Source organism: Comamonas sp. lk (assembly GCF_900564145.1).
GTDB lineage: Bacteria > Pseudomonadota > Gammaproteobacteria > Burkholderiales > Burkholderiaceae_C > Comamonas.
The window spans coordinates 2730862-2746055 of record NZ_UOOB01000001.1; the positions used below are offsets into that span (position 1 = coordinate 2730862).

Annotated in this window: 11 protein-coding genes and 1 pseudogene; 9 read left to right on the forward strand and 3 right to left on the reverse strand. The window is 61.1% G+C overall.

Translation table 11 applies throughout. The features are described from left to right. The first annotated feature begins 9 nt into the window (after positions 1 to 9). On the forward strand, positions 10 to 1005 hold the full coding sequence (locus EAO39_RS12470) for a porin (protein ID WP_240466982.1): 996 nt from the start codon (positions 10 to 12) through the stop codon (positions 1003 to 1005). Positions 1006 to 1153: 148 nt separating this feature from the next. Here EAO39_RS12470 and EAO39_RS12475 read toward each other — a convergent pair whose 3' ends face one another. Both EAO39_RS12475 and potE read right to left on the reverse strand, forming a co-directional pair. Next, a complete protein-coding gene (locus EAO39_RS12475; protein ID WP_120967803.1) occupies positions 1154 to 3442 on the reverse strand; it encodes an Orn/Lys/Arg decarboxylase N-terminal domain-containing protein in 2289 nt (762 codons plus the stop codon). Positions 3443 to 3491: 49 nt separating this feature from the next. Beyond that, a complete protein-coding gene (gene potE, locus EAO39_RS12480; protein WP_120967805.1) occupies positions 3492 to 4829 on the reverse strand; it encodes a putrescine-ornithine antiporter in 1338 nt (445 codons plus the stop codon). Between the two features lie 345 nt (positions 4830 to 5174). Here potE and EAO39_RS22565 point away from each other — a divergent pair, with 345 nt between their 5' ends. From EAO39_RS22565 to speG, 3 genes and pseudogenes are all read left to right on the forward strand, one after another. Next, positions 5175 to 5336 (forward strand): hypothetical protein, encoded by a 162-nt coding sequence (locus tag EAO39_RS22565; protein WP_162989547.1) that lies wholly within the window; start codon positions 5175 to 5177, stop codon positions 5334 to 5336. Beyond that, a pseudogene (locus EAO39_RS22980) lies at positions 5331 to 5440 on the forward strand (integrase core domain-containing protein); the annotation flags it as partial. The gene EAO39_RS22565 and the pseudogene EAO39_RS22980, both read left to right, overlap by 6 nt. Positions 5441 to 5554: 114 nt before the next feature. Then, positions 5555 to 6064 (forward strand): spermidine N1-acetyltransferase, encoded by a 510-nt coding sequence (gene speG / locus EAO39_RS12485; protein ID WP_120971032.1) that lies wholly within the window; start codon positions 5555 to 5557, stop codon positions 6062 to 6064. 106 nt (positions 6065 to 6170) lie between these two features. On the opposite strand, the gene EAO39_RS12490 is transcribed toward speG, so the two are convergent. Further along, on the reverse strand, positions 6171 to 7091 hold the full coding sequence (locus tag EAO39_RS12490; protein WP_120967807.1) for a LysR family transcriptional regulator: 921 nt from the start codon (positions 7089 to 7091) through the stop codon (positions 6171 to 6173). A 177-nt stretch (positions 7092 to 7268) separates the two neighbouring features. Here EAO39_RS12490 and EAO39_RS12495 point away from each other — a divergent pair, with 177 nt between their 5' ends. From EAO39_RS12495 to EAO39_RS12515, 5 genes are all read left to right on the forward strand, one after another. Next, positions 7269 to 8099, forward strand: coding sequence for an alpha/beta hydrolase (locus EAO39_RS12495; protein ID WP_120967809.1), 831 nt, complete (start codon positions 7269 to 7271; stop codon positions 8097 to 8099). A gap of 211 nt (positions 8100 to 8310) precedes the next feature. Then, positions 8311 to 9588 carry an efflux RND transporter periplasmic adaptor subunit gene (locus EAO39_RS12500; protein WP_205589378.1) on the forward strand — a complete coding sequence of 426 codons (1278 nt, stop codon included), beginning with the start codon at positions 8311 to 8313 and terminating at the stop codon, positions 9586 to 9588. 26 nt (positions 9589 to 9614) lie between these two features. Beyond that, positions 9615 to 12857, forward strand: coding sequence for an efflux RND transporter permease subunit (locus EAO39_RS12505; protein ID WP_120967813.1), 3243 nt, complete (start codon positions 9615 to 9617; stop codon positions 12855 to 12857). A gap of 14 nt (positions 12858 to 12871) precedes the next feature. Next, positions 12872 to 14341 (forward strand): efflux transporter outer membrane subunit, encoded by a 1470-nt coding sequence (locus EAO39_RS12510; protein ID WP_120967815.1) that lies wholly within the window; start codon positions 12872 to 12874, stop codon positions 14339 to 14341. A gap of 267 nt (positions 14342 to 14608) precedes the next feature. Continuing rightward, positions 14609 to 15184 carry a sigma-70 family RNA polymerase sigma factor gene (locus EAO39_RS12515; RefSeq protein WP_120967817.1) on the forward strand — a complete coding sequence of 192 codons (576 nt, stop codon included), beginning with the start codon at positions 14609 to 14611 and terminating at the stop codon, positions 15182 to 15184. Positions 15185 to 15194 lie beyond the last annotated feature (10 nt).

Below are 15194 nucleotides of genomic sequence, written 5' to 3' on the forward strand. Positions count from 1 at the left end.
GGAGTCTCTGTGAATCCACCTACTGCCTGGCGACTGGCCTTAACAGGCATCGCCGCCCTGTCTGCAACTGCCGCTCAGGCCCAAACTGGATCGTTGCAGATCTACGGCCGCATCAACGCTTCGATAGAGCGGGTCAAGATCGGCGATCAGTCAGCAGTCTTCGGTTTGCGCGACAACGACTCGCTGTTCGGCTTACGCGGAGAAGAAGATCTGGGCGGAAATTTGCGCGCCGGCTTTGTGCTTGAAGGCGGCGTAGCCGTGGACACCGGCGCCATCAGCAGCAACGGTTTTTTTGGGCGCAAGAGCGAAGTCAACCTCAGCGGGCGCTTTGGCATGCTTCGCCTGGGCACTGTGATTAGCGAGGCCTACTACGCCACCGCCGACAGAGTGAACCCGCACAATTACGACACGGGGGCATCGGCCGATGCCCTGTACGCCTATGTGTCCAATGGCAAGAACCATGTCTCCTGGCGCCTACCTCGCTGGCGGCAGTTGAGCGTCGAGATCGGTGCCAGCCTGCCCGAAAAAACCGCCACCCCACCCAAGAACGCCTGGGACTTGGCCGCTCAATACGATGTAGGAGACTGGTCGCTTGGCCTGGGCTATGACCAGTGGGGGCCTGCGCGCCAGGCCACGCTACGCGCCAACTACACCATCGGCGCCTGGACCTTTGGGGGCTACCATCAACACAGCCGCAACTGGGATACCGTGCTCTATGCTGTGGACCCCACACGCGGCAGCCACCGCACCACCCGTGTCGCGGCCATGTACACCACCGGGGCCAACGAGCTGCATGTCAATGTCGGCCACGCGAGCGCAGCCAACCGCCTCCGTGAGAGCCAGGCCCTGCAGTGGACCCTGGCCTATAACTACAACTTCAGCCAGCGCACCAAGGTCTATGCGCTCTACACCCGCATACATAACGGCGCACAGGCCAGCTACCGCTCGGGTGAGCCCGGTGTCAGTTTTCATTCCTTCGCCGTAGGCATACGTCAGTTCTTCTGAGCGAGCTGACTCAGTGGCGGCCCCTGATGAGGCGTCTCAATGAATCAGATCGGAACTTCTACAGAGTGGCCGAATACACTTGACCACCACTCTACGATAGTAGGCAAGAAAAAGCCGCCCTCTGGCGGCTTGGAATTGGGTGGCCTGCTCAGTTCTTGAGTACTTCCACGACATAACGGCGCTGGCCTGCGGCATCTACTTCTACTTCCCGGCCATGGATATCCGATTCAAAACCGGGTATCTGCGCATCTTGCTCCTTGGCAATGCGCAGGTAGTTGAAGATGGCATCAGCCTTTTCGTTGTAGCGCTCCCCGGGCATGATCAGCGGAATACCGGGGGGGTAGGGCACGAGCATCGTGGCGGCAATACGACCTTTGAGTTTCTTGACCTCGACTTTCTCGACCTCGCCCTGAACCAAGCGGTTATAGGCTTCTGCGGGGATCATGGCCATATCGGGCTGCTCCACATACATTTCGCGCATAACCTTTGGCACGTTGTGATGGCGATTGAACTCGTGCAGTCGGTCGCATAGCTCGCGCAGGCCGGTGCTTGCATAGACCTGCGGGTGGCTTGCCACCAGGTCGGGTAGCACCAAGCTCAGGGGCGAATTGGCCGCATAGTGCTGCTTGAAGCTCATGAGCTCGGCCAATAGCGTGCCCCATTTGCCTTTGGTAATGCCCATGGAGAACAGCACCAGCAGCGAGTAGAGGTTGGTTTTTTCCACCACGATACCGCGTGACCAGAGGAACTTGCTGACCACGCTGGCTGGAATGCCTTGCTCGCCCATTTGCCCATCCATCTCCAGGCCCGGCATCGTCAGCGTGACCTTGATGGGGTCGATCATCACAAAGTTATCGCTCAAATGGTCAAAGCCATGCCATTTGCCATCGGGGCGCAACTGCCAGTCTTTGGGCTGAGCAGGCGGGATATGGGTAGAGGTCTTTTGCAGATTCTTGGCTACGATCTCCGGCTGCCAGACCTTGAACCACCAGTCCTTTTTGTCCAGATCGGATTCGATCTGGAGCATGGCGCGGCGAAATGCCAGGGATTCATCGTGCATCTCTTGTATCAGCGATACGCCGGCCTGACCTTCCATCATCTTCGAGGCGATATCACAGGCAGCAATCACTGGGTAGAGAGGGCTGGTCGAAGTGTGCATCATGAAGGCTTCATTGAAGCGCCCCATGTCCAGCTTGCGTTTGCGGCTGTTGCGCACATGAACCATGGATGCCTGGGAGAAGGCCGCCAGCAGCTTGTGGGTTGAGTGGGTGGTGAAGACGATGGCGTCCTGCTCGCGCGGCTTGCCCTTGGCCATGCCGTAGTAATGCTCGTAGAAAGGGTGGAAGGCCGCATAGGCATACCAAGCTTCGTCGAAATGCAGGAAATCCACGGCGCTGCCTATCTTCTTGGCAATGCTCTCGGCGTTGTAGCAAAGCCCGTCATAAGTGGAATTGGTGACCACGGCAATGCGCAGCTTGGCACCATTTTTCATGGCTTCGGCAGCCAGCGGACTTTGTGCAATCTTGGCCTGCATGGCCTTGGGCGAGAACTGCTCCTCGCTGATGGGGCCGATGATGCCGTGAGCATTGCGGCTAGGCGAAAAATACACCGGTATGGCGCCGGTCATGATCAGCGAATGCAGCAGAGACTTGTGGCAGTTGCGGTCGACAAAAACCACATCTCCACGGGCCACGGTGCCATGCCACACGATTTTATTGGCCGTCGAAGTGCCGTTGGTGACAAAGAAAGTGTGGTCAGAGCCAAAGTTCTTGGCCGCGTCGGTTTCGGCCTGCCGGATGGGGCCGGTGTGGTCCAGCAGCGAACCCAACTCAGGTACAGAAATCGACAAATCGCTGCGCAGCGTGTTTTCACCAAAATACTGGTGAAAGGCGCGCCCCACCGAGGACTTGGTAAAAGCCACGCCACCAGCATGACCAGGGGTATACCAGGAGTAATTGGATTTGGCCGTGTGCTTGATCAACGCCTTGAAGAAAGGCGGCAGCAAATGCTCCATGTACTCTTCGGCGGTACGTATGACCTGGCGTGCGATGAAGGCCTTGGTGTCCTCGAATAGATAGAAATAGCCACGGGCATACTTCACCAGATTGGTAGGCACTTTTTCTACAGACCCGCGCTCACCGTAGAAAAACACCGGCAACTGAGGATGGCGTGCCAGGTTCTGTTCCAGCAGTTGCTGAATGCGCTCAAACTGCTCAGCAGCATCTCGCTCTGCATCAATGGAGATCAGCACGGCAGAGGCCGCCAAATAGGTACGTGTTGCCACCAGCGCGTCGTCCAGCGTGAGGTTCGCCATTACGCGCTGGTTGGAATTTTCCAGCTCCCCCGCCAGGGCGCGAATGATGGTTCCGCGCAGGCGGGGAGATTCATACTCGCTGTCGATGATGACGACCGGGTAGTCCAACGCTTTGAAATACATAGCCAGGCTCCGTTACAGGGGATTAAAGGTGGAAAGAGCTGAAATCGATTCAAGCGAGCTTGCCAGCTGCGGCTGCACGTTCTTTGTCTAAACGCAGCATGCGGGTGCTGACAAAGCCGTAGAGCGTGAAGCCGAAGATGGTTGCCACGCCGCCAAGCAGTAAGGCTTCGGAGCCTGAGCTGTAGAGGGCCAGATAGCTGTATGCCGCAGCGACCCACGAGACAACATTGACAAACAAGGCTTTGCGAGGTGCTACACCGGCCACCTTCTGTATGGTCATCAAGGCAGCCATGGACAACACGTAAGGCACGAGATTGGTAACCACAGCCAAGTTCGTCAGAGTGTCGAATTGCTTGGTGAGGTCGGGGCTGATGGTCAGCAGGGCTAGGCCGGTCTGAGCGGCCAGCAAAATCAGCATGGCAACGATAGGGGTGCCGGCTTTGTTGACCTTGGCAAAAACGGGCAGAAAGTAGCCTGTATCGGCCGAGCTTTTGAACACTTGGGCGATGGTGAACTGCCAGCCCAATAGTGAACCAATGCAGGCCAGCACCATCAGACCCATGATGATTTGTCCGACCAGTGGCGTAAACATGTGGGCAAATACCAGACCAAACGGCGCTGTGGAGGCCGCGAGCTCAGGGTTGGAAACAATGCCGGCCATGACGTTGGTCGAGGCGATGTAGATCACGGCGGCGCCAATCGTGCCGCCAAGCACAGCGATTGGTACGTTTTTCTCTGGGTTTTCAACGGCATCAGAGTTGGCGCAGGCCGACTCCATGCCTAGAAAAGCCCATAGCGTGATGGCCACCGAGGAGCTGGCCGCCTGGAAGTACGACAAGCCATGAGGATTCCAGGCTTCAGCATAGGTGCTTGGACTGAACCAGAACCAACCAAAGGTGGAGACGCCCACTACCGGCAAGATCACGCCCCAGACGGTGACACTGCCGATCTTGCCGGTGATGCCAGCGCCGCCGAAGTTAGCGAATGTCGTGATCCACAGCAGAGCGATCGTCGTCAAGCCAACACCCATGGGGCTGAGTTTCATGCCGAAAAGCTCAGTCATGTAGCCAACGGCCGTGATGCCGATGGCGACATTCGCTATCAACAGTGACGCTCCGTAGGTGTAATTCACAAGGTAGTTGCCGGAGCGGCCAAACGCATATTCAGCGTAGCCGCCCATGCCACCAGATTTGCGGCTCAGCATGCCGCACTGGGCAAAACAATAGGCCAAAGCTAAGGAGCCGGTGGCAGTCACCAGCCAGGACAAAATGGAGATCGCCCCGACTTCTGCCAACTTGGTGGGTAGCAGCACAATGCCCGACCCCAGCATATTGACTACGGTGAGCATGGTGAGCTGCACCACCGTCATTTTTTTGCCTTGTGTCATTTTTCCCCTCTTGGATCTCAGTTGAAAAACCGGGTGGGTTTCAGATAAAGCGAAGCTGGGTGGCGATCTGTGGATCGTGCCTAAGTATCTGCGTCTTTTCAGGCGTGACGGCAAAGACGCTCAAAGATAAGAAGCCTTATTGATGCCTGTTTTGCTTGAAATCAAAAGGTTTTCACAAAAATTTTGATTTCAATAGTGTTGAATGCACTGAAATCAATCTATCAATATATATATTTTTTTCAAGAGTTGACATTTTCTGAACGGCGTTTTTTGACTCATGCGACGTCGCCCCGAATTGAGTAGCACTCAAGCTTGGAGTCCAAGTCCCACAGCAGGAGATTGGACATGTTCACCGAAGAGCAGATCAATGAATTCCTGAGAGAGGCCGAAGCCGGTTTGGCTGCGACCGAGCTGTGCCGAAGGGCAGCTGTGAGCTTCGAGGCAAGGTCGTGGCCCAGTCTCATCGCCGCCGGTAAAGAATTCTGTGGCCTTGCCATGCTGGCCTAGGCTCATGCCCGGGTTGTCATTGAAGGTGGCGACGGGAATACAGCGATGAAAGGCTCACGCGCTCATTGGGTGGCTTAACGCCTGAAGCCTACGCAAGGACCTAGAAGCAGAAAGCAGTTAAATTTAAAGCGCAGTGCTACTGAAAACGGAGTGACCTCGGATCATTAGTAATACGTGCGCCCCAAGTAGCCTCTTCAAATATTTGAATGAAAGAATTTATGACGACATCCATTCAACTAAGACCGTTGGAGCGCGAAGATTTGCGTTTTGTGCATCATTTGGATAACAACGCCAGCATCATGCGGTACTGGTTTGAAGAGCCTTACGCGACCTTCGATGAGCTGACCAGCCTGTATGAATCTCACGTTCATGATCAAACTGAACGTCGCTTTGTGGTTGAGCACGAAGGGGCGCGAGGGGGGTTGGTAGAGTTGGTGGAAATCAACCTGATACATCGCCGTGCGGAATTCCAAATCATTGTTGCTCCTGATCAACAGGGCAAGGGGATTGCAACCCGTGCTACCCGCTTGGCACTTGACTATGGCTTTAAGGTTCTAAATCTGCACAAGATTTTTTTACATGTGGACCAGGAGAACGCAAAGGCTATCCATATTTATACAAAAATTGGATTTCAACCGGAAGGTGAACTGGTCGATGAGTTTTTTTCCAACGGCCAATATCGCAGCGTGCTGCGTATGTACATGCTGCAAAAGAGTTACCTGAAATAAGGGCTTGATTCATGCGAGCACTTGGACTTCTGATTGGATCTAATAGGTTTGGCGACCTAACCATGACGGTGATCCGCTCGCGAGTCAGTGGGCCAGGCCCCGCACGTCAGGAGGCTGTACGTTGCAGGTGGGGGTGTTGCACGAACAACTCGGCCGCCCAGTCAACAAAGGCCCGCACCTTGGCGCTGAGGTGACGGTTGGGCGGGTAGACCACGTAGACAGGCAGCAGGGGTTGGCCCCATTCGGGCAGCAGCTGTACCAGTTCGCCACGCTCCAGGTGCTCACGGGCCTGAAAAGTGGTGATCTGGCCCACGCCTTGGCCTGCGACCAAGGCCGCCACATAGGCATTGGCTTCGTTCACGGCCAACTGTGCCGGGCTGCCGATCTCCAGCACCTCGCCGCTGCGGTGAAATTCCAGCGGATAGCGGCGCATGGACACGGGCGAAAAATAAATGATGTTACGGTGGCCTCGCTCCAGCTCCAGTGGATGCAGTGGCGTGCCGTGGTGCGCCAGGTAGCTTGGTGAGGCCACGGTGACGAATTCCAGATTGCCGATGCGCCGCGCCACCAAGGATTGGTCTGCCAGCTCGCCGCCGCGGATTACGCAATCCACGTTGTCGCCAATCAGGTCCACGGTGCGGTCGCTCACGCCCAGGTCCAGCTGGATGTCCGGGTAGCGCGCCTGAAACTCGGCCAGGTGCGGAATGATGAGCAGACGGGCCATGGAGGTGCCCACGTCCACGCGCAAGCGTCCGCGCGGTGTGGCACGCGCCTGGCTTAGGCTGGCTTCCATATCGTCGAAATCGGCCAGCAGGCGCACGACGCGGTCGTAGTAGGCCGCGCCGTCGGCCGTGACCGTGACCCGGCGGGTGGTGCGGTTGAGCAGCTTCACGCGCAGACGGGCCTCCAGGGCCTGGATGTGTTTGGTTACCGTGCCCTTGGGCAACTGCAGCGAATCGGCCGCGCGCGTGAACGTGCCGGCTTCGACCACCCGCGCAAACAGGCGCATGGCCTGGATTTGGTCCATGGACTCTCCCTTTTTCCTTCTCTGCCCCAGTCAGGGGCAGAAGAATTCTCACACGTAGTCCCTGCGCGATTGTTCGGTAATTGGAAACACAGCGGTGGCGATTGCCCGGTTTATCGTTGCCAACTGTCCCGCTACATTTGCCATCATCCGGTTCTGTCCTGTCCGGTTCCCAACACCATGTCCACTACACCTGCTGCCTCGTCGCTACCATCCATCCGCACCGACTCCACTATCCAAGTGGCCGGGCAGGAGGTGGCTGTACGTGTCTACGGCAAGAAACCGGCAGGCCAGGTACACCCCCTGGTCGTGCATTTCCACGGCGGCGCCTTTGTCTCGGGCGACCTGGACAACGGCTGCACCGTGGCCAGCTTGCTCGAGGCGGCTGGCGCCCGCGTGGTCTCCGTGGCCTATCCGCTGTCACCTTTTCCCCAGCCATTGGAAACCGGCTATGCCGTGCTGCAGTGGGCCTACAAGCAGCGCACGCGGCTGGCCGGTCACGGCGCTCTGGTCTACCTGGCGGGAGAGGAGGCCGGCGGTAACCTGGCCGCCGGCGTAGCCCTGATGGCACGCGACCAATCGCACCCGCCACTGGCCGGGCAGATTTTGCTCTCGCCCATGCTCGACCCCTGCGTGGGCACGGCCTCGCTGCGAGCGGCAACGGGCACGGCCACGGCCTGCAAGTGGGCCGATGGCTGGTTCAAATTCTTGGGCTGCACCCGCGACGCCGAACACCCTTATGCCGTGCCCGGTGCCGCCCAGCGCCTGGCGGGCCTGCCGCCCAGCCTGGTCATGGTGGGCAGCGAGGACCCCATGCACGACGAGGCCCTGGCCTATGCGGACCGGCTTGAAGCCGCTGGCCTGTCGGTAACCCGCCATGTATTCAACCAGGCGGAGCAATGGCCCGACGCGCTGCTGCAGCCCGGCGCGCCAGTCTGCCCTTGTGCGGACGAAGTGCAAACGCAGATTCGACACTTCTTCGAGGCCACACGATGTCGCCCACCCCCTTGAAGGGCCGCAGGCCCTGAATCCCCTGTCTGCTGCAGGCGCTTGACCTCAAGCTTGCTTTAGGTTGAACACTGCCTACCTCTGACCGGCGCCTGCCGGCGCAGGCTCCTTTGCTGTTTGGTTTTTTCCGGTGTGATCGGCCGGAGGGCACCGCTTTGCCTGAATTTTCTGCATCCTGCCTCAAGGCAGGGCGTACCACCTTTTAAGAATCGCCATGAACGCACCTCTTTCTACTGTTTCCTCTTCCTCGCGCCGTTGGTGGACGGCCGTTGGCGCAGCCACCGTGGTGGTTGCCGCCGGGGGCGCAGCCCTGGGCTTGCAAACCTCGCACGCCGAAGCGCCCGCCCATGCTGCATCGCCGGCCATTCCCGTGTCCGTAGCCGCCGTGGTGCAGCAGGATGTAGCCCTGTGGGACGAGTTCTCGGGTCGACTCGAAGCCGTGCAGCGTGTGGACATCCGCCCGCGCGTGGCCGGTGCCGTGCAGGCCGTGCACTTTCGCGAAGGCGCACTGGTGAAGCAGGGCGATCTGCTGTTCACCGTGGACCCTGCGCCTTACGCCGCTGAGGTGGACCGTGCCGATGCCCAGGTCGTCGCCGCCCAGGCCCGCGTGTCGTACACGCGCAGCGATATGGAGCGTGCCACTCGCCTATGGGACGAGCGCGCCATTGCCCAGCGCGAGCGGGACGAGCGCGTAAACGCCCAGCGCGAAGCCGACGCCAATCTGCGTGCCGCCCAGGCAGCGCTGCAGACGGCACGCCTGAATCTCTCCTACACCCAGGTTCGCGCTCCCGTGGCCGGTCGTGTGGGTCGCATCGAAGTGACCATGGGCAATCTGGTCGATGCCGGCGCCAGCGCCCCTGTGCTGACCACCTTGGTCTCGGTGAGTCCCATCTACGCGAGCTTTGACACCGACGAGCAGGTGGTGGCGCGCGCCTTCGACGGCCTGGATAGCGGCAAGAGTGCCCAGGGCGGCCGGGCGCTCATAGAACGCATCCCTGTACAGATGGGCACGGGCACGGCTGGGAGCACACCGTACACCGGTCACCTGCAGCTTATCGACAACCAGGTGGACGCCAAGAGCGGCACGGTGCGGGTACGCGCCGTGTTTGACAACACGGACGGCGCCCTCATGCCCGGCCAGTTTGCGCGCATCCGCATGGGCCAGGCACAGAGCACCTCGGCCGTACTGATCAATGAACGTGCCGTGGGCACGGACCAAAACAAGAAATTCGTCATGGTCGTGGGCGAAGGCGACAAGGCCGAGTACCGCGAAGTGCAGCTGGGCGCGCCGGTCAATGGCCTGCGCGTCGTCACCTCGGGCCTCAAGGCTGGGGAGCGCATCGTCGTCAACGGCCTGCAGCGCGTGCGCCCCGGTGCCGTGATCACCCCACAGAACGTACCCATGAGCGCCAAGGCCGAACTACTGACAGGTGAAGCTGCGCAGGCCCAGGCAGGCGACAAGCCGTCTGCTGCCACGCAGCCCGCGGCCTGAGCACCGACCGCCAGAAAGACAAGAACATGAACCTTTCCCGCTTTTTCATCGACCGCCCCATTTTTGCCGGGGTGTTGTCGGTGCTCATCTTCCTGAGTGGTCTGATCGCCCTGCGCGCGCTGCCGATCTCGGAATACCCTGAAGTCGCGCCGCCGTCCGTGGTGGTACGCGCCACCTACCCAGGCGCCAACCCCAAGGTGATCGCCGAAACCGTGGCTACGCCGCTGGAGGAATCCATCAACGGTGTGGAAGGCATGCTCTACATGGGCAGCCAGGCCACCACCGACGGCGTGATGACATTGACCGTCACCTTTGCCCTGGGAACCGACCCCGACAAGGCACAGCAGCTGGTGCAAAACCGCGTCTCCCAGGCCGAGCCACGCCTGCCAGAAGAAGTTCGCCGCCTGGGCATCACCACGGTGAAAAGTGCGCCCGACCTGACCATGGTCGTGCACATGGTCTCGCCCAACGGCCGCTACGACATCGACTACCTGCGCAACTACGCCGTTCTGAACGTCAAGGATCGTCTGGCGCGTATTCAGGGCGTGGGTCAGGTGCAAATCTTCGGTGGTGGCGACTACTCCATGCGTGCCTGGCTGGATCCCCAGAAGGTGGCACAGCGCGGCCTCTCGGCCGCCGATGTGGTCGCCGCCATTCGCGGTCAGAACGTGCAGGCCGCAGCCGGCGTGGTGGGCCAGTCGCCGGGCCTGAAGGGTGTGGACATGCAACTGTCCATCAACGCCCAAGGGCGTCTGCAGACCGAAGAAGAATTTGGCGACATCATCGTCAAGACCGGTGCCGATGGTGCCGTGACGCGTCTGCGCGACGTGGCCCGTCTGGAGCTGGGCGCGGCCGACTATTCACTGCGTTCGCTGCTCAACAACGACCCGGCCGTGGGCATGGGCGTGTTCCAGGCACCAGGTTCCAATGCCCTGGATATTTCGGCCAATGTGCGTTCCACCATGGCCGAGCTGCAGAAGAACATGCCCGAAGGCGTGGAGTTCCGCATAGCCTATGACCCCACGCAGTTCGTGCGTGCGTCGATCAAGTCCGTGATCCAGACGCTGCTGGAGGCTGTGGCCCTGGTGGTGATCGTGGTGATCTTGTTCCTGCAGACCTGGCGCGCCTCCATCATTCCGCTGCTGGCGGTGCCGGTGTCGGTGGTTGGCACCTTCGCAGTGCTGCACTTACTGGGCTTTTCCATCAATGCGTTGAGCTTGTTCGGCCTGGTGCTGGCCATCGGCATCGTGGTGGACGACGCCATCGTGGTGGTGGAGAACGTCGAGCGCAACATCGAGGCAGGCCTGAGCCCGCGCGAGGCCACCTACCGCGCCATGCGCGAAGTGTCCGGCCCCATCATCGCCATCGCCCTGGTGCTGGTCGCCGTGTTCGTTCCGTTGGCTTTCATCAGCGGTCTCACGGGACAGTTCTACCGCCAGTTCGCGGTGACCATCGCCATCTCGACGGTGATTTCGGCCATCAACTCGCTGACCCTGTCGCCTGCGCTCTCGGCGCTCTTGCTCCGTGGTCACCATGAGCCCAAGGACGCGCTGACGCGCGGCATGGACAAGGTGCTGGGCGGGTTCTTCCGCCGCTTCAACAGCCTGTTCCACCGTGGCTCGGAGGCCTACAGCGGCGGCGTCAAGCGGGTCATCGGCCGCAAGGCCTTGATGCTGGTGATCTACGCTGCGCTGGTCGCAGCCACCTGGGGTCTGTTCAAGATCGTTCCCGGCGGCTTTGTGCCCGCGCAGGACAAGCAGTACCTGGTGGGCTTTGCGCAGCTGCCTGACGGCGCCACGCTGGACCGCACCGAAGACGTGATCCGCCGCATGGGCGAGATCGTCAAGACCAACCCCAATGTGGAAGACGCCATTGCCTTCCCGGGCCTGTCGATCAACGGCTTCACCAACAGCTCCAACTCCGGCATCGTGTTTGTCACACTCAAGCCCTTTGCCGAACGCACGCGTGCCGACCAGAGCGGCGGCGCCGTTGCTGGCCAGCTGAATCAGGCCTTTGGCAGCATTCAGGAAGCCTTCATCGCCATGTTCCCACCGCCCCCCGTGGCGGGCCTGGGCACGACCGGCGGCTTCAAGCTGCAGATCGAGGATCGCGCTTCGTTGGGCTATGACGCCATGGATGCGGCCGTGAAGGCCTTCATGGCCAAGGCCTACCAGACGCCCGAGCTGGCCGGTCTGTTCACCAGCTGGCAGGTCAACGTGCCCCAGCTCTATGCGGCCATCGACCGTACCAAGGCGCGCCAGCTCGGTGTGCCTGTGACCGACATCTTCGAGACGCTGCAGATCTATCTGGGCAGCCTGTACGCCAACGACTTCAACCAGTTCGGCCGCACCTATAGCGTGAGGGTTCAGGCCGATGCCGCCTACCGGGCGCGCGCCGAAGACGTGGGCCTGCTCAAGGTGCGCTCCACCACGGGCGAGATGGTGCCGCTGTCGGCGCTGATGAAGATCGAGCCCAGCTTTGGGCCCGAACGTGCCATGCGCTACAACGGCTTTCTGGCCGCCGATGTGAACGGAGGGCCCGCGCCCGGCTTCTCCTCGGGCCAGGCCCAGGCGGCCATTGAACGCATCGCCGCCGAAACCCTGCCGCAGGGCATTGGTTTCGAATGGACCGAGCTGACCTACCAGGAAATCCTGGCCGGCAATTCCGCCGTGCTGGTCTTCCCCATCGCCATCCTGCTGGTGTTCCTGGTGCTGGCTGCGCAGTACGAAAGCCTGACGCTGCCGATCGCCATCATCCTGATCGTGCCCATGGGCCTCTTGGCCGCCATGACGGGCGTGTGGCTCAGCGGGGGCGACAACAACGTGTTCACGCAGATCGGACTCATCGTGCTGGTGGGGCTATCGGCCAAGAACGCCATCCTGATCGTGGAGTTCGCGCGGGAGCTTGAATTTGCCGGCCGCACGCCCGTGCAGGCCGCCATCGAGGCCAGCCGCCTGCGCCTGCGCCCGATTCTCATGACCTCGCTGGCCTTCGTGATGGGTGTGCTGCCTCTGGTGCTTTCTACGGGAGCCGGCGCCGAGATGCGCAGCGCCATGGGCGTGGCGGTGTTCGCCGGAATGATTGGCGTGACGGCCTTCGGCCTGTTCCTGACCCCGGTGTTCTACGTGGTGCTGCGCCGCATGGCCGGCAACCGTCCACTGCAGCAGCACGGCAGCCATACAGCGCCGCTGGGCGATGAAGACCAGGGCGCGGGTCACGGTGCCTCAGCCTACCCTGTGATTGCCGCGCCGCGCGGGCAGCACGAATGAGACGGAGTTTTTCAATGACGCTATTTTTTCCTGCCTCTATCGCACGCCTGGTGCCGCTGGCTGCGGCCCTGGCCTTGGCTGGCTGCATGAGTATTCCGGCGGTTCCGGAGCATGCCGGTGTGCCTGTGCCTGCCGCTTTCAGTGAAGCCGCTGACACCGTGTCGTGGACTACGGCAGCTCCCGCCGAGGCTCAGCCGCGCGGCGCGTGGTGGTTGGGCTTTCGCGACCCGGTGCTGAGCGATCTGGTGCAGCGCGCCGGCGACGGCAACACCACCGTGCAAGAGGCTGCAGCACGGCTGGCAGAGGCTAGGGCACTGCTGCGATCGGCTGATGCCAACCGCGCTGCGCAAATAGGCGCGTCCACCGGTGTGGCGCGCCAGGCGGGTGCGAACACCGCCAACGGCACCACGCCCGCCACGCTGGCTACAGCCGGCTTGAATGTGTCGTACGAGCTCGACCTGTTCGGCCGCCTGTCGCAAGCCAGTGCCGCAGCCCAGCTCGATGCCCAGGCGCGCAAGGCCTTGTTGCAGAGCACACTGCTCATGACACAGGCCGACGTGGCGCAGACCTATTTGCAACTGCGCGCTGTGCAGACCGAACGCGCTTTGGTCGATGAAGGTCTTCAGGCCTATCAAAGCACGCTACGCCTGACCGAGCGCCGCTTTCAGGCGGGTGATGTGGCCGAGCTGGACGTGGCCCGCGTGCAGACCGAGGTGGCCTCCACCGAATCCGACGCCCTGGCGCTGCAGCGCCAGCAGGCCCTGCTGACCCACGCACTGGCCGTGCTGGTGGGCAAGGTGTCCACGGGCTTTACTTTGGCGCCTGCTGCGGGCGAAGCAACGCTGCCGGTGATTCCCGCTGGCGTGCCTGGTACCGTACTGGCGCGCCGGCCCGACGTATCAGCCGCGCAGGCAGCCGTACTGGCCGCGCAAGCACGCGTGGGCGTGGCGCAGGCGGCGTGGTTCCCGGCCGTCACGCTGACAGGCAACGGTGGCTACGCATCGCCCGAGCTGGGCGACCTGCTCAAGTGGTCGGCACGGTCTTGGGGCATAGGCGCGCTGCTGTCGCTGCCGATCTTCGACGGTGGTCGACGCGCTGCGCAAGAGGAGGGCGCCCGCGCGCGAATGGATGCCGCCATGGCGGCCCATCGTGGCCAGGTGCTCACGGCGTTTCGCGAAGTGGAAGATCAGTTGAGCGCATTGCGCCTGCTGGACGGCCAAGCCCAAGCCCAGGGCCGCGCCGTGCAGTCTGCCGTACGTGCAACGCAACTGTCGGACTCGCGCTACCGCAACGGCATGGTCAGTCAGCTGGAGCTGCTGGATGCCCGCCGCAGCGAGCTGCGCAACCGCCGCCAGGCGCTGCAGGTGCGCACGGCGCAATACACAGCCACCGTAGCGCTGATCCGCGCGCTGGGCGGCGGCTGGGAAACGATGCCAGTGGCAGGGGTAACCCTGCCGCAGAAATTTGCCGCTGCACAGCACTGACCCCACGGCGTTAGACCAAGGCCCGGCACGCACAGCAAGTTGAAAAATATCAGCAAGCCAGTGCATGCCGGGCAGGTAGAGCCGTTGCCCGACTCGTTCACTACGCAAACGAAAAGACAGCAAATGCAAGTTTTGATGATTTTTATTCTTCAAACCGCATCCAGCGGCTGATTGCCTGCGTATTCACTCATAAGCGATGGCAAGGCATGACTTGCCATCAATACAAAAGAGCTGGCTACAAAGCGAGCTTGTCTTTCACAATGGGGCATGAGCGCACCCCAACTGGATCAAGAGCTGATGGAACTTCTGGACCGTATCGCCACGCATGAGGAGCTTGCGCTCAAGCGCCTGTACGATTTGACCTCGTCCCGGCTGTATGGGCTCGCGCTGCGCATTCTGGGACACAAGGACTGGGCCGAAGACGTGCTGCAGGAAAGCTATCTTCATGTCTGGCGGGGAGCCGGTGACTATCGGGCCTCGCTCAGCCCGCCTCTGGCGTGGTTGGGGCTGGTAGTGCGCAGCAGGTCGCTGGACTTTCTGCGCCGTCGCAGGGCTGAGCGCCTGCATCTGCATGAAGACTTTGATGAAATGCAGACATCGCTTGCAGATGTGGGAGAGCAGGGCCCGCAACAGCTTGCAGAAGCCAGCGAGCAAGCCCTGGTGCTGCAGCAGTGCTTGCAGAGGCTGGAGCAGCGCCAGCGCGAGCTGGTCAGTCTTTCCTATTTGCGCGACTTGAGCCACAGCGAGCTGGCTGCGCAGCTGCAGCTGCCACTAGGAACGGTGAAGACCTGGATCCGGCGCGGGCTGGAACAGCTGCGCCAATGCATGGCGCGCTATGTGTAAATTGCCGAAG